The sequence below is a fragment of the Croceicoccus marinus genome (genome assembly GCF_001661675.2).
Classification (GTDB): Bacteria; Pseudomonadota; Alphaproteobacteria; order Sphingomonadales; family Sphingomonadaceae; genus Croceicoccus; species Croceicoccus marinus.
Map to the genome: position 1 here is coordinate 322,099 of NZ_CP019604.1, position 24,106 is coordinate 346,204.

Below are 24,106 nucleotides of genomic sequence, written 5' to 3' on the forward strand. Positions count from 1 at the left end.
GGAAGGAACGCTGCCTCCCGAGCAATCGGTTGGTGCCTTTCGCGCCGCGTTTCCGCGACTCGTCGGTTGAAGCCCGATGGGCCGCCGTGTCGTTTTCCCGGCGCGGCGGCTCTGATCGGTTTGTTAATGATGCGTCATTTCGCCCTGCTGAGCCGCCATCTGCTCCATCATGTCATGCATCATCGCCATGCGTTCCTGACAAGCGCGCATCATGGCGGCATGATCGCCTTTCATCATGCTTGCCATGTGTTCCTGCATTTTCTGCTGGTGCTCGGCCATCAGTCGCTGGCGCTCGGCCGGGTCAGTGGCGGTGCGCGCCTTTTGCATCAGCGCGCGCATTTCCTCCATCTTCTGATGGTGCTCTTGCATCGCTTGAGACCCCATCATCATGCCGGCCTTGTGGTCCGGTTCACCAGCCTGAGCGGTTGTAGCGCCGTGCTGATGTTCAGCCTGCTGTGCAATGGCGGGCGACGAAGCAAGCGCAGTGGCAAGTGCGGTTGCAAAAAGTGTCCGTTTCATCATTATTTCCTCTTCATTCCAGGGGGTCGGTCGTGGATCTTCTTTACATAGGCATTCTCCTTGGAACATTTCTCAGGGGGTAAACAGGCCTATCGAGCCATTGTCAGAGCGCCGCTATCACCGCTTTCAATTTATCCCTCACATCCGTAGCGACCTCTGCTAGCGCCTCGTTTTCGACCGCTTGCATCGAGGCGACCGGATCGACCGCAGCGACTTCGAACACTTCGGCAGCAACCTGCTGGATAATGACGTTGCAGGGCAGCATGGTTCCGATCTTGTCCTCGGCCTGCAATGCCTTGTGCGCCAGGCTTGGATTGCATGCGCCCAGAATACGGTAGGGCCGGAAGTCCGCGCCGATCTTTTCCTTTAGAGTTGCCTGCAGGTTGATCTCAGTGAGAATACCGAACCCTTGTTCTTGCAGCGCGGCCTTCACGCGCTCGTGCGCGGCTTCGATGTCTCCGGCTTCGATGGTCTTGGCAGAATAATAGCTCACGTTCGTTTCTCCTGTGTTGTTGCGGGCCGGCCTGGTTGCCGAATAGTGCCGGATCATGCCGATGGAGATGGTCATGCACGTGCGGCCCACAGAGCTCTGCGTCATCCGATCCGACGACGCGGCGCCGGCAACAGGGGGGGGTTCGGCCAGGTCGGCCAATCGGGGCGGCAAGGTCCGGGTAAGAGGACAACTTGCTGAGAGGTTTGCCGGAGCAACCGCAAACTGCTACGAGCCCCGCACCAGGCTGGCTCGGTGCGCCCAGTTCGAAATCGCAGGTCATTCCGGTTGAGCATCACGCTTAGCCGCCTTCAGCCCGATCATCACCACGCTGTGGGTAATGGCAAGCGACCTGACGGACTTCGCCCGCGCCCAGAGGGTAGCTTTTGCCGCCAATCACAAGCCGGCTCGGTCCATCCCAGCTCTCGGATGCAGACACGGTGATGCGGCCGCCTTTGATCTCGACATCGAGCCATTGACCGCGGTGGCGAATGCGAAAGCTCAGACCTTGCAGCTCGTGCGGAAGGCAAGGGTCGAGCCGCAGCGTGTCATCGCGAATTTCCAGTCCGGTCTGCCCGCGCTGGATCAGATCAACCGTGCCGGCCATGGCACCAAGATGAATGCCCTCTGGGGTCGTACCTCCCTGAACATCGGCAATGTCACTCTCCAGCGCGTCTTTCAGCTGCATCCAGGATTCCGCTCGGTCCGATCGGGCCAGAACCCAGGAATGCACAATCCCGCTCAGCGTCGAGCCGTTGGAGGTTCGTCGCAGATAATAATCGACAGTTCGCGGGATCAGCTCTTTCTCAAAGCTATAGCCAAGACGGTTAAACAGATGTCCCAGTTCGTCGGATGAAAAGAGATAAAACAGCATCAGCACGTCGGCCTGCTTTGATGCCTTGTAGCGATTGACGGTGTCTCCCTCGGCCTCAAGGATGCGATCGAGCCGGCGAATGTCTCCGTACCTCTCTCGGTAAGCCTCCCACTCGAACTCCAGCAGCCTTTCATAACCTTCGAACTGGCTGATCACTCCTTCGTGGAACGGTACCATCAGCTTGCGGCTGATCTCATCCCAGGCGACGAGGTCCTCCGCGCTGAGACCGAGCGATTCGTCGAGTTCGGTTCGCCGTTCAGCATCGAGGTGATTGCGGGCCTCCAATGCGCGACCGAGCACCCAGGCTGCCATGACATTGGTGTAGGCGTTGTTGTCGAGTCCGGGCGTATCCGACCAGGGATAGCTATCGTGGAATTCGTCCGGGCCCATTACGCCGCGAATTTCGTATCGGCCGCGAATTGGGTTGAAGACTGCTATGCTCGCCCAGAATCGAGCGATCTCGAATAGCATTTCCGCGCCGTAAAACGACAGGAACTCGTGATCTCCCGTCGCCTGGTAATAGCGCCAGACATTGTACGCGATGGCGGCATTGACGTGGCGTTGCAGGTGCGAGTTGTCGGGCAACCAGCGGCCGGATTTGGGGTTGAGATGGAGCGTCTGCGTCTCCTCCCGCCCGTCGCTGCCGCTCTGCCACGGGTACATGGCGCCGCGGTATCCGCTCTCATGCGCCAGCCACCGTGCCATGGGCAACCTGCGATGACGGTAGCACAGCAGCGCGCGCGTGATCTCGGGGATGCGCAGGTTGAAGAAAGGGAAGATGAAGAGTTCGTCCCAGAAGATATGACCGCGATATGCCTCGCCATGAAGCCCGCGCGCGGGCACACCGGCGTCGAGATCGACGCTGTGCGGTGAAACGGTCTGCAACAAATGGAAGATGTGCAGCCGCAGGATCATCTGCGTGCGCTGTGCTCCCTCCATAACGATGTCGCAGCGGCGCCACAGATGCGACCAGGCGCGGGTGTGATCCTCGAGCAGCGCCGCAAAGCGGCCCGACTTGCGCAGCGTGTTCCGTGCCGCCTGCTCGGGACTCGAAATAGCCCGGTCACGCGAGGTGTGTAGCGCGACGATCTTTTCAATCGTGACGGGGCTTCCTTCCGCCACCTCGAACGAGAGCGCGTGAGCGGCATAACCGTGATCCTGCCGGAACTGGCGCTCGCTTTTTATTCTTTCGTTGTTGCTGTAAGCGTGAGTTTGGGCCGCCTCGGCGATCCGGATACGCGACTGGCTGGTCTCAGCGACGAGAAGAAGACCATCCTCACCGAATTCCTCGGCGATCAATGGGATGAGGTGCTTGCCATCGAGCTGGCGGTAGCGCGTAACGCCGCTGTTGGTCACTCGTCCGTCGAGGGCGGACAGCACTTCGATGCCCCCCGACCAGTTGTCTGGTGCAAGCGTCCATTCTATCGCGGCAAGGTGGGGCGAACCCATGTGGACGAGACGGCGGGCGGTGAGACGCGTTTCCCTCCCTTCGCGGTCGCGCACGCGCATTACGCGCCGGAGCACGCCTTGTTCCAGGTCCAGTTCCTGGCGGTAGACAAGGATCTGGGTGCTGGGCAGATTGAGCCACTCGCCACCCTCCGGCCGGAAGGTGAGCGGGAGCCAGTTCGGCAGGTTGACGAGATCCTCGTTTTCAACCGGCCGCCCGGCAATATCCGTCACCAGACGATTGTATCCGCCCGCCAGGTACGTGCCGGGATAGTGGGTTTCGTCCGCATCGCTCTCTTCCACCGCGCCACGGGTTGCGAAATAGCCGTTGCCGAGCGTGCACAGCGCCTCGCGCAAGGCTTCCTGGTCCGGGTCGAAGCCTTCATAGGCAAGGGTCCAGCTAGCCACGACGCGCCAGCCTTCGAGAGAGGGAGCCCAGAAACCGCTCGACAGCCTTGGTGCCCGACAATTTATACTGCGCTGAGGTGTGGCGGCCAGCATTCGTGACCAGGATGCCGATTCCCCGACCTGACAGTGCGGCAAACGCGTCTTCGTCCGTATCGTCGTCGCCGACATAGAGCGGCACGACGTCTTCTGCTTCGAGATCGAGCGCGGACAATAGCCAGAGAACGGCTTTGCCCTTGTCCCAGTCCAAATCCGGACGCAACTCGAAAACCTTCTTGCCGGTCGTTTGCCTCAGGCCATGGCGTTCAGCCGCCGTCTCCGCGGCGCGTTTGATTCGCGTGATTTGCCTTCGCGCCACCAGACGGTAGTGGACAGCGATGGCGAACTTCTTGCGTTCGAGCAGAACGCCTTCGATGTCGCCAATCTCGGCCTGGAGCAGTGCTTCGGCACGGTCCAGCGCCGAAAGAAAGGCGGAAGCGCCTTCATGCTCCTCATGCAAGCCATCGGGACCTGCGATGTCGAAGCCATGACTTCCAGCATAGACGAGACCGTCAAGGCCGACCAGACGAGCCACCTCCGCGCGGTCGCGCCCGCTGACGATGGCGACATGGCAATGCGAGGCAAGATCCGCGAGGATCCCCCGCATTTCGGCGGACAGGACGGCAAGTTCTGGCCGGGCGACGATCGGCGTCAGCGTGCCGTCGTAGTCGAGAAAAACGGCCGGACGCTTTCTGGAAAATAGTGCGCATATGCCGGCCGTGCAGGAGAGGGCGTCGGGCAGCAGATCGGCGGTCTGATGATACTGGATCGGAGGAATCGGGCGAAGCTCCAGTTCGGCAAGATCCTCAACCACGATATGGGCACCATTTGCTTTCATGGCAGCCGCAACGCCGGTCCGGTCGATACCGATCACGAGTCCGAAGCCGCCCGCCCTGCCGGCCGCTACACCGGCAATGGCATCTTCTATGACAACCGAGTGTTGCGGGGGCGTTTCCAGGCGCCGCGCTGCTTCGAGAAAGGTATCTGGCCGCGGCTTTCCTGCCAGCGAAAGCCGTTCGGCTTCCACGCCGTCGATCCGCACGTCGAAAATCCCTTTCAGACCGGCTGCATCGAGGACAGCCGATGCGTTCTTGCTTGAGGAGACGAGAGCGGTTTTCACGCCTTGACGGCGAAGCTCTCGGATGAAGGCAACGCTGGTTTCGAAGACTTCTACGCCGCTATCTGCCAGCTGCTCCTGGAAGAAACGATTCTTGCGGTTGCCGAGACCACAGATCGTCTCGCGATCAGGCGGATCGGCAGGATCGCCATGGGGCAGGCTGATCTTGCGCGATACGAGGAAGCTGCGCACTCCCTCGTATCGGGGCATGCCATCGATGAAGCGTCGGTAGTCCTCTTCTCCGAACGCTCGATATGGCTTGCCGCGCCGGTTTGTACGCTGGGCAAGGTATTCGTCGAACAATTGCTTCCATGCCGCTGCATGCAGCTGCGCCGTATTGGTGACCACGCCGTCAAGGTCAAAGAGGAAGGCCGCGTAACCCTCTTCATGCGGATCGGCCGGACCAGGGCTCATCGCTTTGCTGTGTCTCCGTTCTGCGGCGGTCCACCGATGACCGGCATCAGCGCTCTGCCCTACTTCGAGTGATGAAGCTTCTTTTCTCCCTGCGGGCGCACAAGAGAGGCTCCCAAGAAGAAGGACTACCATTAGACGAACGCGCTGCTGGCGCATTACACCGGTGCGCGCGCCGCTCGCTCCTGCGGTGGTCCTCCGGACGGGCAAGTTTGCGGCATGGGCCGGGGAGACGACCGACGTATCGGCGCGGCTTTTCACCTGTCGGCGGTTCTCGAAAGGACCATGGGAGCGGCCCGCGCGTAACAAATCGGCATAAGCAACGTCTGTCGCACGATGTCCGGCTCGAGATCACAGAAGACTTGCTACGCTGCCCTTGGCGGGCGGCGCTACCCGGTTGCTGTCCATCGGCCGGCATCGTGTCCAGGATAGCTGGGAGGAGCTGGCGAATGAAGACGATTGTGACATTGACTCTGAATCCCTCGATTGACGGCTCTGCCGAGGCGGACTTGGTGCGACCGGTTCACAAGATCCGAACGTCCGATGAACGCTATGACCCTGGAGGAGGCGGTATCAATGTGGCCCGGGTCATCCGGGAGCTGGGTGGCCCTGCACTTGCGATGTATCTGGCCGGCGGCGCGACCGGCAGTGTGCTCGACGACCTTCTCGAAACCGCATTGATTGCACACCGTCGTATACCGATCGAGGACCATACCCGCATCAGCCACGCAGTCTTTGAACGCTCGAGCGGCGAGGAATATCGCTTCGTCCCCGCGGGCCCGCTCGTGATGGAGTGGGAATGGCGCGCAATCCTGGAGGCCCTCGAAGATATCGATTGCGAATACCTCGTCGCCAGCGGCAGCTTGCCGCGTGCTGTTCCCGACGATTTCTATGAGACCGTAGCTGCCCTGGCGCACCGCAAGGGAATTCGACTGGTTCTCGATACGTCGGGAAGCGCGCTTCGTGCCGGGCTTGTTCGCGGCGTCCACCTGGTGAAGCCCAGCCTTGGCGAACTTGAGGCGCTGGCCGGACGCAGGCTCGCCGACGGCGCGGCACAAGAGGCGGCGGCCAGAGAGCTCATTGATGCTGGTTCGGCAGAGATGGTGGCGCTGACGCTTGGGCGCGACGGTGCGTTGCTCGTGACCGCTCAAGCCGCGATACGCCAGCCGGCGCTCGATGTGGTCGCAAAGAGCGCGGTCGGCGCTGGCGACAGCTTCGTCGCGGCGATGACACTCGCTTTGGCGCAGGGCCGTGATGAGCAAGATGCTTTCGCCTACGGCATGGCGGCAGGCGCTGCCGCCGTGTTGTCGCCTGGCACTGGCCTGTGTCGCCGCGAAGATGTCGAGCGGCTATATGGTGAACTGACCAGGCAAATCGCGCCTCGGCCGTGAGCGCACCGGAAAATCGAACAACGGGAACGGACAAACCAATCATTGCCGCTCGTTTGAGCGAACCCTGATGGGTGCCCGGTCGCCTTAGATGCGCGGCGTTGACATAGCTCAATGCCGGCCGAGGCATTCGCGTGTCAGGTGCCCCAGATGGCGACCGGGCCATCGGATATGTCGGTGCCGCTTCAGTGAGAAAAGCTTCTGCAAGAAACCCCAATCGTGCTGCAAGCTTGCGCCGCTTGGTTCTCTGCCTGTTGCTGGCGCTCGGCCTGAACTTTCTTCATCTCGATGCGGCCGTGTTCGCGGCTCCGGTCGCGACATCCACGTCGCAAGTAGCCGAACTGGAAGAGCATTGCACGACCGGCGCACTTCACAAACAGTCCCCTGCAACCGCTGACCATTGCCGCTCGTCGATCTGCTGCGCGGTTCTGCCCGGTAGCAACTTGTCTCGTCGCGCCGCACCGACAGCCGGAGCATGGTCGATTGGGCCAGCGGACACTTTTGATCCTGCACTCCTCGAAAGAGAAATCCCACCGCCCCGACTGGCCGCGTAAATCCGGCTTTTCGCGGTGGGTATGCGCGGGTCCTTTGCGATCCGACCCCCCCCCTTTTGGTTTCCTCGGCATGGAGGCATTACTATGCCAACCTTAACACATAACGGGTCATCCCGACCCTCGTCTGCACGCGGCGAGGACGCCGTCATCCAACGACTGACCGAATGCCGCGCCGAATTCATGCGGTACTTCCAACGGCGACTGAGCCGTTCCGAGGAAGCGGAGGATGCGTTTCAGGATTTCTGCGTCAAAGTCCTTCGGGCCGCCTGGGAACCGCAGGACAACGGGAAGGTGGACGCCTGGCTCCGACGCGTCCTGCGCAATTCGCTTATTGACCATTATCGGCGGCGCGCGGCGCGGCAGCGGGGCAGGGATGCCTATGAAGCCGAGCCCCGGGAAATGGCGGATACTCCCGAAACGGACTATGATGAAAATCCATGCACTTGCGTTCAGGACGCCTTGCCGGCGCTTCGCTCGGATTACGCCGAGATCATCCGGCGCGTCGATCTCGAAGAAGAACCGCGAGAAACTATTGCGGCTGATCTCGGGCTCACGCCCAACAATATCGGAGTACGCCTGCACAGGGCGCGTCGGGCGATGAAGGATCAGATCGAAAAGCGCTGTTCCACCTGCCATTTCAGGAGCTCTGGCGACTGCGATTGCAGTCCCGTAACGCACGAAGCGCAGCGGAACAGCGAACACGATGGTCTGAAAGGAGCTGCCATCGCGGCATCCTTCTTCTGAATTGCGCAGCACCTGTTGTTCATTGTGCGAGACAGGAGAGGATTGGCGGCATGGCACGCCCTGGCTGGGCCAGGAAGGAGTGGAGTGATCTTTTGAATATCAAACGCCCACGCATCGTCAGAAGAGCAGTCAATCACATTGGGATTCTAGCCAAGATCACTTCGCCCAATGGATCAGACTGCTCCTCTGGCAAGCGCCGGTTCTCCTGATGGAGGGGTGATCCCGGCAAGACGCGGTATCAGTGCGGGCGAAGGCGTTTTGGCAATGTCGAGGGCATTCCGGTCGTGCGGCTTGGATCGCGCGCCTGCTGTTCCTTGTGCACCGAAAGCGAGAATGCACTGCTTCTGCCACCAGCGAGCCCGAGGACGGTCCGATCGGTTGCGCCATGGCGCTGGGGCGAGACTTCGCAGCACCGATCGAATTTGCAGGTCCGCGGCTCAAGGGCCGCAGGGATGCGGCAGGTATATTCGTCGAAGCGCAGGTCCCTCAAAGGTCAGACAACGCAAGTTTTCGCTTTCGCTAAGGCGCACTTGCATCAAGCGAGGTCTGAAAAGCCTTTGTAGGCAGGCTTGGCTGTAACAACCGCTAAGCCACTGCGTCGATAATGGCTGGAGACCCACATTGACCCATGACGACCCATTGCCGGATGATGATCCCGACATCGCCGCCCGGGCAGCGGATGCTGCAGTTCGCCGCGCGCTCGTCGAAGGGCACCGGCAGATTCTAGGTTTTCTTCGCCGGCGACTGGGCAGCGGGGAGGAGGCCGAGGAGGTCCTGCAGATGTTCATGCTGCGCGCTGTCGAGCGGTCTGCTGACCTGCGCGATGTGCGCAGCGTTCGTGGCTGGCTCAGCCGTATTCTCGCCACGACAATCGTTGATCACCAGCGTCGAGCCGGCAAACGGCGTAAACGGGAGGAAATCGTGGATCCCGTCGATCTCGAGCAACTGTCGATCGAACCGGATGACGAGCTCGAAGAGGCGATCTGCAATTGTCTTTACAAGCTCTTGCCGACTCTCAAGCCGGAATATGCCGAGGTGATCTGGCGCATAGACTTGCTAGAAGAACCACGGGACCGGGTGGCGGCGAGCCTTGGTGTCAGTTTGAACAATATCACCGTCAGGCTGCATCGCGGTCGTCAGGCGCTCAAGAAGCGGCTGGAAGAAATGTGCATGACCTGTCCGGTTCATGGTTTCCTCGACTGTCGATGTGACGAGGCAGAGCGATGGCGCCGCCGCCGCGAGCAACTGGGCGGGCGCGCCGAGATATAGTGGCCGCACCGTCAAATCGACCTGGTCGGAGTTCGGGTGCCTTTCCGCTGACCTGACGGCCCGGCAGTTTAGAAGCCTTCGTTGAGGTCCTCAAGCGCAGGCAGGTTGGAGAGATGGACGACGCCAGCTTCGCGAAGCTCTATGAACCCGTCCTTTTTCAGTTGGGTGAAGGTACGGCTTACGGTTTCTACCGTGAGACCGAGATAGTCGGCGATATCGGTGCGGGTCATGGGCAGTATGACAGGATCAGCCGTTCCTCCGGACCGCGCGGCGCGGCGGGATAGCATGAGGAGGAATGTGGAGACCCGTTCGCGCGCGGTCTTGCGGCCGAGCAGCACCATATGGTCCTGTGCGGCCGCAAGTTCGTTGGATGCTATCCCGAGAAGCCGCCGCTCGATGCCCGGAAAGTCCGTCAGCATGGCAGCGAACTGCTTGCGGGGGAATCGGCAACATCGCACCCGCGTGACTGCCTCTGCACTGCAGCCGTATCTTTCCAGGAAAGAGAGCCCGAGGAAGTCACCGGCAAACAGAAAACCGGTAATCTGTTGCCGGCCATCGGGTAACAGCTTGTAGACTTTTACCGTACCGTCGGTGACATTGAAAAGGTGGTCTGCCGGGTCGCCTTCGGTCACGAAAATCTGATGCCGAGCAATGTCCTGCACGCTGGTAATCGCGGCAAGTCGGTCAAGATCGCAATCGTCGATCGCATCGCATACACTGAGGACGCGCGCGGCACATGCAGCGCAGGGTTCCGGCAAGAGCTCCTTTCCGGACGAGAGTGACTGTACTTGCTGTGCGCATGCGCTCTTCATGGACTTCCTTCGTCCACCAATTTGTAGCTTAACAATTGAGACACATCAAGGAACTCCGCGATCCCCGCATTATCAACTGCTGCGGTGATGGAGTTGTGAATGACGCACGAGATGAATTTCGGGAATCCGATCAGCGTCGCCCCGCTCCGGAGCACGCAAATCGGCCAGGCGTTTCCTCTTGTCCGAGAAGTCGCACCCATTTTGATGTTCGAGCAATGGATCCGGATTGCCAGTCCCCTGACAAGGGAAGATAAATTCGACAGACGCGGGATTCTCGCAGCGACAGTCGCTTCTGGCCACCTTTATGGGCTGTGCCTGTACCGAGTCGAACCGCTTAAGAGTCCCAAGCCCCTTGTAGCACATTATCTCGCAGCGTTCGGCATCGGTCAGCAGGCGCCGGTCGCCCGGTCTCTGGTCGCTGCCATTGACAGCCTCGCGTTCCGGCTTGGCTGCGAAATCATACAGACCAGCGTTGCCTCATCACAGCGGAGCGTACGCGCCTGTCTCGAGGCGGCAGGTCATCGTATCCGCCAGGTAGAATTTTCCAAGTATATTGGAGACGCGGAGGATAACCAAATGCCGGCACGATACACCGATCTATCATGGCTCGAACAGTGGCACCGGGGCGACGATATTTCCTCCGCGGCAAAGCGAGGATAAGCGCGGTCCTCACTCGCCGCTCCTGACCTTTCGCTAAGGCGCCTCTGTAACAATGCCGGTGCTCGCGCGTCTCTCTCGAGGTCAGCCCGCCGGTTTTGATGGCGACCCGGCCAGGCGGTTTTTCCAGAGAGGAGGTTGGCATGAGGATGGAATGGCTGCGGCGCGTTGCACGCATGCATGCGATAGCTCTCGGTGGACGCGCGCGGCAAGGGGACGCGCGGCGTTTCCCTGCCGTACGAGTTCTTACAGCCCGGAAAGCGCGACTCGGCAATTGCGACCAGAGGCAATCCATTCTTGGTCCGCGCTCATCGCCCCGCGACTGCGACATCAGGCCTCGCATTGATCCTGTCGGAGGCACCGGATACCAGGGTCGACTCTACGAGACTGCCGCCGCCGGCAACCGTCCGTCCGCGCGATTTCCCAGGGGCCAGTGGCCGGCGCGCGGGCACTTCTCGAAAGCCGCGCTATGAGCGCGAGAGTCCGATTGCGGGCATCATGATCGGTCGGCTTCTCCACATTGGCGCACGGGCTATAGGTCTGCTCGGCCTCGCTGCGTATGAGCGATTGCGCCGCACACCGCCCGATCGCTCTTGCTTACCACGCCGCGCCCGCATTTCGCTTGAACGGCTCGGTCCGACATTCGTCAAGCTCGGGCAGACATTGAGCTTGCGCCGGGATTTGTTGTCCGAGCGGTGGCTCGATGAACTGGGGCGGCTGCAGGATAATGTCGAGCCTTTTCCAGGTGCTGAGGCGCAACAGGCGGTCGAGGAAGCCTTTGGCCAGTCGACCGAGCAACTCTTTGCGACTTTCGAGACCAAACCTTTGGCGGCCGCGTCCATTGCGCAGGTCCACCGCGCCCGTCTGCACAACGGGCGCGCGGTCATCGTCAAGATTCGCCGGCCCGCAATCCGCGCCCGCATCGACCGCGACATGCGTGCGCTGGTCGCTACCACCCGGTTACTCATAATCATTGCCCCCCGACTTGAACGCCTTCAACCGCTGCGTCTCGTCGACGAAATATGGGCTAATCTGCGCAAGGAAACCGATTTCCGGCAAGAGGCACGCAACATCCGCCGTTTCAACGAAGCCTTTCGCGACTGGCCGTCGCTCTTTATCCCCAATGTAATTGACGACCTTCAAACCGAGACCGTTCTGGTCCAGGAAATGAGCGGTGGGACGGGGATTGCCGACCCTTCGGTTGATGGCCCTCGCCTGGCGGAAGTACTTGTCGACGCCTATCTTAACCAGTTCTTCGTCATCGGGCTCTTCCACGGCGATCCACACCCCGGCAATTTATTCGTCACGCCTGATGGAAGACTGTGCTTCCACGACTTTGGTCTGACAGGATATCTCGATAACCGTACACGCCGCGCGCTCGCGTTTTTCCTTCAGGCCTTCGTAAGTGGCGACCCGCTGTGGATGCTGGATTCAGCGATCGACCTGGGGCTGCTCCATCAGGTCGATGACCGATCCGCGTTTATCAGGGGCATCGACGAAATACTCGCCGACTATGCGTCACTGCCATTGAAAGACTGGTCGCTTGCCGAGGCGGTCCTGCGGGTTGCGCATCTGGGTCCTGACGACAAGGTTATGTTGCCGCAAAACCTCGTGGTTCTGATGCGGACCCTATTCCTCATCGAGAGCGCTCTGCGTACGCTCGATCCGGACCTCAAAATCCTCGATACGCTGCTGGCGCGCGGTCGCGACGTGATGAAACGCCTCCTGAGTGATGAGACGGGCAATGGTGGCCGCGCTCGTTTGAAGGCAGAAGCCGCGCTGGCAGCCCATGACTTGCCCGGCGTGCTCGCGGCCTTTCTCCGGCGCCTGCAGAGCGATGGCTTCCACCCCGCCATAATTGTCCGGCACGAGGGACTGGAAACCATCGAAGCTCACCTCGACAGGACCGGCAACCGGCTCGCCTTGGCGCTCGTGACCCTGGGCCTCTACATCGCGGCGTCCCTTTTGATGCTGCACAGCGCCGGGCCACGGGTGCTGGGCAACGTCCCGCTGCTCGCGCTCCTCGGCTATTTATTGGCGTTGGGGTTATCATTCCGACTGGTCGGGGCGGTCGGGCGGTCAGGCCGGCTATAGAAGGATTGACCGATGGACAGCCAGCGAGAATCAATCAACCTGAGGAGAATGACGTGAATGGAAATCGAAAGATCCGCGTAGCCGTCAACGGTTATGGTGTCATCGGCAAACGGGTGGCCGACGCGGTTGCCCGGCAGGACGATATGGAACTCGCAGGGGTTTCCGACATCAACGCCGACTGGCGCTCACGCATGGTGACGCAAAAGGGCTATCGGCTATTTGGTGCGGCGAAAGAACAGGCCGACCTCATGCGTGAAGCCGGACTCGATGTGAGCGGAACGCTTGAGGATCTGCTCGCAGCAGCCGACCTGGTCGTCGATTGCACGCCGAAGCACGTAGCGGCCAAGAATGTCGAAATCTACCGGCAGGTGGGTATCAAATTCATCGTTCAGGGCGGCGAGAAGCATACGGTCACCGGGCATTCGTTCGTGGCCGAGTCGAGTTACGTGGGCGCGCTCGATCGGGAGAGCACCCGCGTTGTTTCCTGCAACACGACCTCGATTGTCCGGACGTTGAGCGCGCTGAAAAATGCCGGCCTGCTCCGCCGGGCCCGGGGTACGTTGCTGCGCCGCGCCACCGACCCGTGGGAGAGTCATCTCGGCGGAATCATGAATACGCTGGTTCCGGAACCCGAAATTCCTAGCCATCAGGGGCCTGATGCCAAGAGCGTCGATCCCGAGCTCGATGTCGTCACGATGGCGGTAAAGGTGCCCGAAACCCTGGCGCACCTGCACTACTGGGCGGTGCAACTGACCCGCCCGGCGGAAAAGGAAGAGGTACTCGAGGCTTTTCGTTCGTCGAGCCGTATCGCGCTCATCCGCATGGCAGATGGACTGACGGCCATAAACACCGTGAAGGAGTTGATGGCCGATCTCGGCCGGCCTCACGACAACCTCTACGAAGTAGCCCTGTGGTCGGACATGCTGAAGGTGGAAGGGGATGAACTATTCTACGGCTACATGGTCGATAACCAGGCGATCGTCATTCCTGAAACGGTCGACGCAATAAGGGCTCTGGTCGGGCAAATTCGTGATCCGAATGAGTCCATTGCCAGGACCAATGCCGCGCTTGGAATCGGTACCATCGCCAAAGCTCTGGGAGATCAATGATGAAGATGAAGCACATTATGACACCCTCGGTCGTTTCGGTTGCGCCGGAGACACCGATCCCGGAGGTTGCCCGGCTCCTTCTTGAGCGGCATATCAGTGCCGTGCCGGTGATCGATGCCAGCGGCGAGCTCAGGGGTATTGTTAGCGAAGGGGACCTGCTGCGCAGGACCGAGGACGGTAGCCATCCGCACGGTTCCTGGTGGTTGAGACATTTCTCCAAAAAGGGGGCAAGCGCGGCGGATTATGTGAAGGCACGCGGGCGCTTCGCCGCAGACGTGATGACGCCCGAAGTAGTTACCGTCACGGAGGATTCCCTGAGCAGCGAAGTGGCACACCTGCTGGAAACCCAAAGGATCAAGCGTGTTCCGGTCATGCGCGAGGGCAAAGTTGTCGGCATCGTCAGTCGCGCCGATCTTATACGCGGTCTGGCCGCGGGCAAAGACATGGCGTCTCCCCCCGTGTCAGTCGCAGACGAGACAATCCGCGAACAGCTTCTCAAGGAACTCGAGCAAGCGGACTGGGCCCCGTCCTACGGTATCAGCGTGATTGTCGCAGACGGGACCGTGCGTATTTGGGGCCTTGTGGATTCGCAGGGTCAAGTGGACGCGCTCCGGGTCGCAGTCGAGAATGTCCCGGGCGTAAAGGGTCTGGAACTGAGCGTCGAGACAATGCCTCCCTATGCCTGGGGGGCCTATGGCTGGGTCGCCTGAAGGGCTCTGCCTGAACACGACGCGGGCAAGGGCAAAAATGGTGGATCGCTCCATTGGGGCAGCGGTTCATGCCGGATGCCTTAACGCGCACCATCGCAGGGGGTTGATCAGGGATACCTGAGCCTGGTGCCGCCATAGGCGTTTTGCCGTGATCGCTACGTCCCGGAGCATGACCGAAGCGAGCAAAAGTTTGGTGTTCCGACGGCGGTGTTCGCCGGCCCGAAACCATCCGGGCGCCGATCAGGGGCGCGGTAAGGGCCCGTAGCGGACTTGGCTGCTGGTTCTGTGCATTGGAGAAGGTGTGAACTTTACCGTTCTCCAACCAGATTACGCGGCTCGCCGCGCCCGAATGCCTCGATATTCTCCACGGTGGTTTCGATGATCCGCCGAACGGCGCTTTGCGTATTATAGGCATTATGGGGCGTCACAATCACGTTCGGGAACCGCAGCAAGACGTGATTGGCGACGAGCGCCTTGAGGTCGTAGCCATCGCTCGACGCTCCCCGAAAAATTTGCGCCTCCTCGCGCACCAGAGGCTCCTGTGGCAATACGTCAAGTCCCGCCGCCCGAACCTTGCCATCGGCCAGAGCTCGTACCAGCGCAGGCACATCGACAACGTTGCCACGCGCAGTGTTGATCAGGAGTGCGCCGGACTTCATCAGGTCGAACTCGCGGTCGGAAATTAGACTCGCGGTTCCCGGGTTCGCCGGCACGTGGAGTGTGATTACGTCCGCATCTGCGAGAACTTCATCTAAAGCGGCATAGCGAAACCCGAATTGTGTTGCCGCGTCTTCATCCGGATAGAGATCGTAGGCCACGACATTCATGCCGAACCCGCCAGCGATCTCGATCGCGCGGCGGCCTATTCGTCCGGTTCCGATGACGCCGAGCGTCTTGCCACGCAGTTCGAAGCCGCGCAGCCCGGCTTGCGAGAAGTCGCCGCGGCGTGTGCGCTCCACCGCCTCGACCAGATTGCGGGCGACGGCCAGGAGCAGGGCGAAGGCATGCTCCGCCACGGTCGAATCGCCATAGTCGGGTACGTTCGCGACCGCGACACCGTGCGCCTTGCACCAGTCCAAATCGACATGATCGTATCCGGTAGACCGGGTTGCGATCAGCTTGAGACGGGGGAACTGGGTCAGTACGTCGGCGCCGAGCTGTGAGTTCACGAAGGTGCTTACGACTTCTGCCGACGTGAAGAGGGTGGCGGTTTGCGGGTCGAGGCGCTGGCGAGTGCATTCGACCTCGTGCTCGGGTTCAAGCCTCAGACACGCCTGGTGCTCCCACTCTTCCGTCTCGAACACGACGACCTTCATCGAGAAGCATCCGGCTCGGAGGTTGCTCGCGGCGCGGTCTTCAAACTCTGCTCGACTTGGGCAACGTTGCGAAGCGTAGAGACAAAGCTGTCGGGGTTGAGCGAGATCGAATCGATGCCTTCTTCAACCAGAAAAGCGGCGTATTCGGGATAGTTGCTGGGGGCCTGGCCGCAGATCCCGATCTTGATGCCGGCGGCGTGCGCCTGGACGATGGCTTCGCGAATCGCACGCTTTACCGCTTCATTGCGCTCATCGAACAGGGCGGCGAGATCGCCCGAGTCCCGATCGACTCCGAGCACGAGTTGCGTGAGGTCATTGGAACCAATCGAAAATCCGTCGAAGCGCTGCGCGAACTCTTCGGCAAGGAAGACGTTGGCGGGAATCTCGCACATCATGTAGATTTCGAGGCCGTCCCGGCCCCGCTCGAGTTCGTTCTCTTTCATCACGGCAAGCACGCGATCAGCCTCCTCGAGCGTGCGGCAGAATGGCACCATGACGACAACGTTCTCGAGACCGATCCTTTCGCGCACCGTCTTCAGCGCTCGGCATTCCAGGGCAAAACCCTCGCGATAGCGCTCGTCGTAGTAGCGCGAAGCACCGCGCCATCCGAGCATCGGATTCTCCTCTTCCGGTTCGAAAACGCTGCCGCCGAGGAGGTGGGCATATTCATTGGATTTGAAGTCGCTCAAGCGCACGATCACGGGGTGCGGGTGGTAGGGTGCTGCGAGCTTGGCGATTCCCAGCGCGAGCGTCTCGACGAAGAAGTCGACTGGGTCATCGTAGCCGCGCGTGCGCTGGCGGATCTCTCGCCGCGCCGCTGGATCGGCCACGCGGTCGGGATGGATCAGCGCCATCGGATGGATCTTGATCAGATTGTTGATGATGAACTCCATCCGCGCAAGGCCAACTCCTCGCGCAGGCAGGCGCCACCAGCGGAAGGCGGCGGCAGGGCTGGCGATGTTCACCATCATCGCGATTCGGGTTTCGGGCAGGTCGGAAACATCCACCTGCGATGACTCGAATTCCAGGATGCCTTCGTATACAACGCCCCGATCACCTTCAGCGCAGGAAAGCGTGATTTCCTGCCCGTCAAGCAGCAGTTCGGTGCCATGGCCCGTGCCGACGATGGCGGGCACTCCCAGTTCGCGGCTGACGATGGCGGCGTGGCTGGTCGTGCCGCCATGATCGGTGATGATTCCGGCGGCCTTCTTCATGATCGGGACCCAGTCGGGGTCCGTCATGCCGGTCACGAGGATGGCTCCGTCGCGGAAGGTGTCGATGTCGGCGGCGCTGCGAATGGCACATACTTGACCCGAGGCAATCGCTTCGCCGATCGCCGAGCCGGTGATGATCGGCTTTCCCTTCGTCTTCAGGCGGTAGCTCTTGATTTGGCCGGTTTGCCGGGACGACTGCACCGTCTCGGGCCGCGCCTGGACCATGTAGAGTTCGCCGGTCTCTCCGTCCTTGGCCCATTCCATGTCCATCGGCCGGCCGTAGTGGTCCTCGATCGTTGCGGCCCAGCGGCCGAGCTCCAGAATTTCCGCTTCGCTGAGAACGAAGGCCTGGCGCTCCTTCTGGGTGGTTGCAACTGTCGTGGTGCGCTCGCTCCCGCCGGTCGCGTAGATCATCTTGGTCTCTTTGGCGCCGAGCGTCTTCTCGATGATCGGGGTGTAGCGCCGGTCGTCGAGTAAGGGCTTGAAGACGAGATATTTGTCGGGATCGACCGCGCCCTGCACGACGGTTTCGCCGAGACCCCATGCGGCGCTGATCACGGCGACGCCGGGAAATCCGGTTTCCGTATCGATCGAAAACATGACTCCCGAACCTGCCAGGTCGGAGCGTACCATCCGCTGGACGCCGATCGACAGCGCGACTTCCAGATGATCGAACCCCTGGGTTTCTCGGTAGCTGATCGCCCGGTCGGTAAACAGCGAGGCGTAGCACCGCCGGCAGGCGTCGAGCAGCGTGCGCTCACCGCGCACATTGAGAAAGGTTTCCTGCTGACCGGCAAAGCTCGCCTGGGGCAAGTCTTCAGCAGTCGCACTCGAGCGCACAGCAACACTGATCTCATCCTGGCCGCTGCGGCGGGAAAGCTCGCGATAGGCGTCCCGGATTTCCGTGGCGATCGCCTCCGGGAATTCTCCGTCGAGAAACAGTCGGCGGATCGTTTCGCCTGTTTCATGCAACGAGGCGTTTTCACTCTTCAATGCCGCAATGCTGGCGCGTAGCTCCGGCTCGATTTCGTTGGCAGCCACATATTCGCGAAAGGCCGCGGCGGTCGTCGCGAAGCCGCCCGGCACACGCACGCCCTTCTCCTTGAGTGTGCGTACCATCTCACCAAGCGAGGCGTTCTTGCCGCCGACGATGGGAACGTCGCCCACGTTCAGGGACTCAAACCAGGCTATGCGTTTTTCCGTCATCGCTGCGCTCCTTGTGCACTCACGGCTGATATAAATCCTATTGCCGACTACCTGCCGCGAAGCGATTTCCGACAGCGAACCAGGGACCGCTCTTGCTGCCGCGCCGGCCAAGGACAGACTATCAGTATGTCCCGGAAGGGACGCAGGGCAGCACCCGATCTTACAGTACCGCGTGGTGCGGGTCCCCCGGGAAACCGGCAAGCGGATTTCCATGTTGCTGCCAGACTCGTCATTTCAGACGCGGAGATCGGCGCGCTTGCACGCGATTGGAGAGGGCGTTCTGGTAAGGATCGGCCCGCTGCGACGTCTCTTTGATGACGCGCCAATGCGCGTGCCTGCTGCAGATACGAGCAGTGACGAAAGACGTGACGAAGACGGTGTCGCAATTCGGACGCGGGTCGATCGGCGGACGACTTTCGGAATGTGCTGGGGCCGTGCCGCTGCCGTCGGTTGTAACATCGCAGGACAAAGCGTGAGTTGGCCGAGGCCGCGGTCATTGAATTTGTTTGCTGGAATAGGAAACTTCGAATGAAGCGAACCATTGCTGCTCTGTCGGCGCACGAGATTCTTGACTCGCGCGGTTGGCCCACGGTCAAGGTGACAGTCCGTCTGGAGGGCGGTATCACCGCAAGCGCGTCGGTGCCCTCGGGAGCATCGACTGGCCAGTTCGAGGCCCACGAACTTCGCGACGGCGATGCGGCGCGGTATGCCGGTCGCGGGGTCCTGAAGGCGGTCGCAAATGTTGAACGCGAAATCGCGGGCGCCCTCATCGGTCTGGATGTTGTCCTGCAGCCGGAAATTGATCGGTTGATGTGTGAACTCGACGGAACCGAGAACAAGGCGCGGCTCGGCGCAAACGCCGTTCTCGGTGTTTCGCTGGTGGTCGCTCGGGCCGCTGCTCAGGCGATGGAATTACCGCTCTACCAGTATCTCGGGGGTTCCACCGCCCGGCGTCTCCCGGTCCCCATGATGAACATTATCAATGGCGGCAAGCATGCCGCCAATGGGCTCCAGATGCAGGAGTTCATGATCGTACCGCATGGTGCCCCGACATACGGCGAAGCGCTGCGCTATGGTTCGGAAACCTATCATGTCCTGAGGGGGCTTCTGGAAGAGAAAGGCCTGGGTGCGGGGGTCGGTGATGAAGGCGGGTTCGCGCCCCATCTGAAAGACGAGCGTCAAGCGCTCGAGCTGATCGTCCGCGCAATTGAGGTGGCAGGCTATGAACCAGGCCGTCAAATTGCCATCGCGCTGGATCCCGCAGCGACCTCCTTCGTCAAGGACGGCGGTTATGTCCTGCCCGGGCTCGGCGGAGCGCATATGACCAGTGACGAACTTCTGGCTGTCTACACTGACTGGATTGCCGCATTTCCGATCGTGTCGATCGAGGATGGTTTCGGCGAACAGGACTGGCCCGCCTTTGTAAAGCAGACCCTGGCGATGGGAGACCGCATCCAGATCGTCGGCGATGACCTGTATGTTACCAATTCGCGTTTCATCCAGCGGGGCATTGATGACAAAGCCACGAACGCTGCTTTGATCAAGCCCAACCAGATCGGCACGGTTACCGAAACGGTGGCGGCGATCGAACTGTGTCGGCGAGCTGGACTGCGCTACAAATTCTCCCATCGATCCGGCGAGACAGAAGACGACTTTATCGCAGATTTTGCCGTCGCGATGACCGGTGGTCAGTTCAAGGGCGGAGCGCCGTGTCGAGGTGAACGTCTCGCCAAGTACAATCGCTTGCTGGAAATCGAGCACCAACTCGGCGGCGAAGCCATTTTCTCATCGCCATTTGTCGCATGAGAGCCGCCAGGCGTCTGGATTGCCATTACTGCGCCCTGATGATGGCCGCGAAGCTCGATCGCGCTGGGGCTCAGACACCATCCCGTTTAGGCAGCGGCGAGGACTTCGACCACGTCAGATGCTCGTAGACGTTTGCCCAATAAAGGCCAAATGCGCCGCCAAATAGCAACTCTTTAACTGGTATGCCGGCAGGCAGTATCCCTGACAAAGCGGGCAGATTCCAGACCTGTTCGATATAGGTAGGCGTCGTGATCCGAAGACCGACGATAAAGATTGCGTAGAACACAAGAAAGAGAATGCCGCCGATAAACGTCTTGGCGAGGAGATCCGGGCGGCACCAAACGGCGGCCCCAGTACCGGCCGCCATTGCAATGACCGCAGGATAGATTGGATTCCACCCAAGAGCCATGAGCGGAAAGAAAAATAGCACCGGCGTGGCCAGTGCAAGGCGGTGCAGACGGTGCCGGTGATGGGACTCGACGGGCATCGTCTCGTGCCGGCTCATCAGATTGTAGAGCACAACGCCAATGCCGCCGATGCTGAAAGAGAAAATGATACTCTCGAGGTCAAAACCGGTTTTTGGGCGAGATCGAATAGGCTGGGCGGATGCCAGTATTCAGGGACGAATAGCGGCTCGGTCAAGCCGAGTGGCGCCGTGCCAAGTGCGGCCCGCACCATTACCTTCCGGTGCACGGGGAACGCAAGGTAGATCAGGGCAAAGGCCAAGAGGAATGCCAGCGACCACATCAACCAGACGAAATCATTGGACAGGTTCATCCTCGTTCCCTGACATTCTCGGGCACGCAGGCAAATCCTTGTCGCTCAGAGGCGGTGATGCGGTCATGCGTTAGCGGTATCGCGTTCGGGCGATGTGCGCTGTGAACCGCAGCACCGTCAATCGGCCTTCGCAACACAGCCTTTCGCAGACGACAAGACCGAGTCTCGGATCGGACAAAAATGTTCGCCGATGATCTCGGAGACTTGCGCACACCGGTGCCGGAGTTGCCCATGCCAATGACACGGTGTTTTTGCGTAATGTGCCTTCAAGATTTTAGTTTCCGTGGTCCACGGGACTGACTTGCGGCGGTTTACGGCGCGATAAGACCCTGTTCGAGCGCAGCGCTGTCGTAGAGGAATACGGTGTTGGGATCCGGCAAGCCGAAATCGGTGTGCGGCGCTTCCCCGAAACGGCTCAACAGATCGCTGATGAGCGAAAGCCGGGTGTGGTGTTTGTCGTCGGCCCGCACCACCGTCCATGGTGCGGCAACGCTGTGTGTACGGGCAAGCATTTCGTTGCGAGCCGCGCTGTAGGCATCCCAGCGTTTAATTGCTTGGTCATCCACTGGACTGAGTTTCTACTGCTTCAGCGGATCTTTCCGGCGAGCAACCAAAAGCCTTTTCTGTTCCTCCTTCGAAATATCGAGATAATATTTGACCAACGTGACGCCGCAATGCGCGAGAAGCTGCTCAAACAGCGGCACGGGCGCCATGAATTCCTCACATTCCGCTTCCGTGCTATAGTTCATCACCTTCTCGACGCCAGCGCGATTGTACCAGCTACGATTGAACACGACAATCTCGCCCTCAGCCGCAAGATGGTTTGCACAGCGCTGGAAATACCAGGACCGGCGATCATGGTCCGATGGTGCACCAAGGGCCACTACTCGGGTGTCTCGAGGACTCAGATGCTTGACGATGCGCTTGATCGTGCCGTCCTTGCCGGCTGCATCGCGCCCTTCCAGAATGATCAGCAGCTTGCGGCCATCGGCGATCACCTAGCGTTGCAACGCGCTGAGCCCGATCTGAAGCGCATGGAGTTTCTCGGCGTAGCCGGGCGCAGATCTGTCCTGCTTGTTCTTGCTCATATCGATCTGACAATCTCTACTAGGGCTTCGTCCTGGGCCGTTTTAGAACGGGCGCCGCGGTCGCCTTTTGGGCAGATTTGGATCACCTGACCGCGAGCGCGACAGCCTGGGAATAAAACCCGGGACGCGTGCCATGTAGGCGCGATAGTCCTGGCCGAAAGCGGCGAGCGCCTCGCGCTCCTCGCTCCGGGCGAGACGCACATACATGACAACCAGGACCGGGAACATCGCCAGCGTTAGGACAGTCGGCCATTGGAACAGGAAGCCGAGCATGACGAGGATGAAGCCGTCATATTGTGGATGCCGGACGTAGGAATAGATACCTTCAGTTGCGAGCTTCTCTTGCTTCTGGGCCCGGTAAAGCCGTGCCCAACCGCTCGATATCATCCAGAAGCCACTGCCGATCAGGATGAAGCTCAGGATATGAAAGGGCCCGAAGTGAGGGTTGGCTTGCCATCCGAACAACTCCTCGAGCAGATGGCCGGCGTCGTGCGAGAACCAGTCCACCTGCGGATAGTTGCTCTGGAGCCAGCCCGAGAGCAGGTAGATGGTCAGCGGGAAGCCGTACATCTCCGCGAAAAGTGCGACGAGAAAAGCACTGAAAGCGCTGAATGATCGCCAATCGCGCTTGGTTTGCGGTTTGAAGAAGCTGAACGCGAAGAAAATGAAGATCGCGGAGTTGAGGATCACCAGACCCCAAAGTCCATAGGCGGCGGATGCGTCGCTATGCATGGCAGGTTTCTCCGGAGTTATCGGCGACGGGCGCTGGAATCGGTGACCTTGTGTCCGCTGTGGCGATCGCGGACCGGATTCGCGCCGTTGTTGCTGGTGCGCTGATCATCATCATCACCACCTTGGCCGCCATGACCTCCGTGTCCACCGTGCATGAACATGTGGAGCAGCGGGCAGGCCAGCAAGAGCAAAGCCCAGGGAAGTATGCTGAGCGCGTGAACCCTATGCTCGGTAAGCAGGAAATACCCCGCAATCGCTGCAAAACCGAGGAAGACGATCGGCATCCGCCATCCCCGTCTGTCGGACGCGTGCTTGTGACCTTGCCTCATATCTTGCTCCCACTTTCGGCCTAAGGACGGTAGCCATCAAAGAAAGGAGGCCGCCTCAGCATCATGGACGCGCGATGGCTCCCCAGATTACAGTCCGCTCGGCAGAACAGGCCTTGACTTTATCGACTACCGAGCCGGGGGAAGCCGCAAAGAGTTTCCACGAACACGCTCCATTGTCGCTCCAGAAGCGGTGCGTCAGAACGAGGACAAGGTCGTCGCCAACGTGAGAGTGTATGAGCCGCCTGACGATGTTCGTTCATCAGACCTAGTATGCCCGGTTCTCTTTTGGTGTAAGAAGGAGAGGCTATGATTCGTTTGGTCATCATGGGCGCGGCCCTCATCTTTGCATCGAATGCGGCACATGCTCGGCAAACCGGAGCGCCGAATGAGGCTATCATGGGTGTTTGGGCTAACCCGTCCGGAAGTGTTCGTGTCCGGATCGAGGAATGCGGCACGAAGCTTTGCGGCGTCGTTGTTTATGCAAACGAGAAAGCGAAGGCCGACGCAGCGAAAGCCGGAACCGACGTGCTCATAGGCATCAATCTTTTCCGCGAGTTCGATCGGTACGGCCGGAACAAATGGCGCGGGAAAGTTCTGGTTCCCGATCTCGACAGAACGGTCGGCGGGGAATTGAAACCGATCAGCGCCGACACCCTCCAGGTTCATGGATGTATGTTCGGGCATGTCGGTTGCAAGAACCAGAAATGGACGCGGGTTTCAAACTGATGTGTACTGCCGGGAGCGTTGCAACCGCAGAGAGCACGTTGAACACGATCGTCCATTTGACGTCTGCCCTTTGCCCTGCGGGGCAGGAAAGTGAAGTGGCAAACTGATTCCCCCATCACGATAAAGGAACCGTCACCGCCTTCTCTCCATGCATTGATTAGTGGCCGATCGATGCGCCATATAACTCCTATATGGCGATGTGTCGATGTGTCGGTCAATTAAGGACATTGTTAGCGAAGCGGACCGGCTGCACAGGTCCGAGGGCGGGAGCCTC

The 24,106-nt window shown here is 60.3% G+C and carries 20 protein-coding genes and 1 pseudogene; 9 read left to right on the plus strand and 12 right to left on the minus strand.

Features of this window, described 5'->3' with window-relative positions; genetic code table 11:
• Positions 1–123: 123 nt before the first annotated feature.
• The 4 genes from A9D14_RS19115 to otsB all read right to left on the minus strand — a co-directional run bounded on the left by A9D14_RS19115 (position 124) and on the right by otsB (position 5,304).
• On the minus strand, positions 124–519 hold the full coding sequence (locus A9D14_RS19115; protein WP_083988222.1) for an EMC3/TMCO1 family protein: 396 nt from the start codon (positions 517–519) through the stop codon (positions 124–126).
• Positions 520–622: 103 nt separating this feature from the next.
• Entirely contained in the window at positions 623–1,012 is a 390-nt protein-coding gene (locus tag A9D14_RS19120) for a DUF302 domain-containing protein (protein ID WP_066850969.1), read from the minus strand.
• Between the two features lie 298 nt (positions 1,013–1,310).
• On the minus strand, positions 1,311–3,737 hold the full coding sequence (locus A9D14_RS19125) for a glycoside hydrolase family 65 protein (protein WP_066850931.1): 2,427 nt from the start codon (positions 3,735–3,737) through the stop codon (positions 1,311–1,313).
• A complete protein-coding gene (gene otsB / locus A9D14_RS19130; protein ID WP_066850932.1) occupies positions 3,730–5,304 on the minus strand; it encodes a trehalose-phosphatase in 1,575 nt (524 codons plus the stop codon). Before otsB ends, A9D14_RS19125 begins: the two co-directional genes overlap by 8 nt.
• 446 nt (positions 5,305–5,750) lie before the next feature.
• Between otsB and A9D14_RS19135 the strand changes: the two genes are divergently transcribed.
• The 3 genes from A9D14_RS19135 (at position 5,751) to A9D14_RS19145 (ending at position 9,256) form a co-directional block, all read left to right on the plus strand.
• The gene (locus tag A9D14_RS19135) at positions 5,751–6,692 is read left to right on the plus strand and encodes a 1-phosphofructokinase family hexose kinase (protein ID WP_066850933.1); all 942 of its coding nucleotides are present in this window, start codon (positions 5,751–5,753) and stop codon (positions 6,690–6,692) included.
• Positions 6,693–7,423: 731 nt separating this feature from the next.
• Positions 7,424–7,987 (plus strand): RNA polymerase sigma factor, encoded by a 564-nt coding sequence (locus tag A9D14_RS20550; protein WP_066850934.1) that lies wholly within the window; start codon positions 7,424–7,426, stop codon positions 7,985–7,987.
• Between the two features lie 621 nt (positions 7,988–8,608).
• Positions 8,609–9,256, plus strand: coding sequence for an RNA polymerase sigma factor (locus tag A9D14_RS19145; protein ID WP_066850935.1), 648 nt, complete (start codon positions 8,609–8,611; stop codon positions 9,254–9,256).
• Positions 9,257–9,324: 68 nt separating this feature from the next.
• Here the strand turns inward: A9D14_RS19145 and A9D14_RS19150 are convergent, their stop codons facing one another.
• Positions 9,325–10,068, minus strand: coding sequence for a Crp/Fnr family transcriptional regulator (locus A9D14_RS19150; protein ID WP_083988213.1), 744 nt, complete (start codon positions 10,066–10,068; stop codon positions 9,325–9,327).
• A gap of 99 nt (positions 10,069–10,167) precedes the next feature.
• Here A9D14_RS19150 and A9D14_RS19155 point away from each other — a divergent pair, with 99 nt between their 5' ends.
• The 4 genes from A9D14_RS19155 to A9D14_RS19170 all read left to right on the plus strand — a co-directional run bounded on the left by A9D14_RS19155 (position 10,168) and on the right by A9D14_RS19170 (position 14,638).
• Positions 10,168–10,728, plus strand: coding sequence for a hypothetical protein (locus A9D14_RS19155; protein ID WP_066850936.1), 561 nt, complete (start codon positions 10,168–10,170; stop codon positions 10,726–10,728).
• Between the two features lie 495 nt (positions 10,729–11,223).
• Positions 11,224–12,819 (plus strand): ABC1 kinase family protein, encoded by a 1,596-nt coding sequence (locus A9D14_RS19160; protein WP_066850937.1) that lies wholly within the window; start codon positions 11,224–11,226, stop codon positions 12,817–12,819.
• 53 nt (positions 12,820–12,872) lie between these two features.
• Positions 12,873–13,928: a type II glyceraldehyde-3-phosphate dehydrogenase gene (locus A9D14_RS19165; RefSeq protein WP_066850938.1), complete on the plus strand. Its 1,056-nt coding sequence runs from the start codon at positions 12,873–12,875 to the stop codon at positions 13,926–13,928.
• Positions 13,928–14,638 (plus strand): CBS domain-containing protein, encoded by a 711-nt coding sequence (locus A9D14_RS19170; RefSeq protein WP_066850971.1) that lies wholly within the window; start codon positions 13,928–13,930, stop codon positions 14,636–14,638. Before A9D14_RS19165 ends, A9D14_RS19170 begins: the two co-directional genes overlap by 1 nt.
• A 308-nt stretch (positions 14,639–14,946) precedes the next feature.
• Here the strand turns inward: A9D14_RS19170 and A9D14_RS19175 are convergent, their stop codons facing one another.
• A complete protein-coding gene (locus A9D14_RS19175; protein ID WP_066850939.1) occupies positions 14,947–15,954 on the minus strand; it encodes a hydroxyacid dehydrogenase in 1,008 nt (335 codons plus the stop codon).
• Positions 15,951–18,374, minus strand: coding sequence for a phosphoenolpyruvate synthase (ppsA, locus tag A9D14_RS19180; protein ID WP_066850940.1), 2,424 nt, complete (start codon positions 18,372–18,374; stop codon positions 15,951–15,953). Before ppsA ends, A9D14_RS19175 begins: the two co-directional genes overlap by 4 nt.
• A 528-nt stretch (positions 18,375–18,902) precedes the next feature.
• Between ppsA and eno the strand changes: the two genes are divergently transcribed.
• Complete coding sequence (gene eno / locus A9D14_RS19185; protein ID WP_066850941.1) at positions 18,903–20,180, plus strand: phosphopyruvate hydratase; 1,278 nt, start codon at positions 18,903–18,905, stop codon at positions 20,178–20,180.
• Between the two features lie 70 nt (positions 20,181–20,250).
• Here the strand turns inward: eno and A9D14_RS20425 are convergent, their stop codons facing one another.
• The 5 genes and pseudogenes from A9D14_RS20425 to A9D14_RS19205 form a co-directional block, all read right to left on the minus strand.
• Complete coding sequence (locus tag A9D14_RS20425) at positions 20,251–20,700, minus strand: lycopene cyclase domain-containing protein (RefSeq protein WP_332459795.1); 450 nt, start codon at positions 20,698–20,700, stop codon at positions 20,251–20,253.
• A complete protein-coding gene (locus A9D14_RS20430) occupies positions 20,685–20,957 on the minus strand; it encodes a hypothetical protein (RefSeq protein WP_305930551.1) in 273 nt (90 codons plus the stop codon). The genes A9D14_RS20425 and A9D14_RS20430 overlap by 16 nt, the downstream gene beginning before the upstream one ends.
• Positions 20,958–21,268: 311 nt before the next feature.
• A pseudogene (locus A9D14_RS19195) lies at positions 21,269–22,045 on the minus strand (polyphosphate kinase 2 family protein).
• A gap of 42 nt (positions 22,046–22,087) precedes the next feature.
• The gene (locus A9D14_RS19200) at positions 22,088–22,777 is read right to left on the minus strand and encodes a methyltransferase family protein (RefSeq protein WP_066850942.1); all 690 of its coding nucleotides are present in this window, start codon (positions 22,775–22,777) and stop codon (positions 22,088–22,090) included.
• Positions 22,778–22,794: 17 nt separating this feature from the next.
• Positions 22,795–23,061 carry a DUF2933 domain-containing protein gene (locus tag A9D14_RS19205; protein ID WP_229735667.1) on the minus strand — a complete coding sequence of 89 codons (267 nt, stop codon included), beginning with the start codon at positions 23,059–23,061 and terminating at the stop codon, positions 22,795–22,797.
• A gap of 351 nt (positions 23,062–23,412) precedes the next feature.
• Between A9D14_RS19205 and A9D14_RS19210 the strand changes: the two genes are divergently transcribed.
• Positions 23,413–23,832 carry a DUF2147 domain-containing protein gene (locus tag A9D14_RS19210; protein WP_218845286.1) on the plus strand — a complete coding sequence of 140 codons (420 nt, stop codon included), beginning with the start codon at positions 23,413–23,415 and terminating at the stop codon, positions 23,830–23,832.
• Positions 23,833–24,106: the final 274 nt, after the last annotated feature.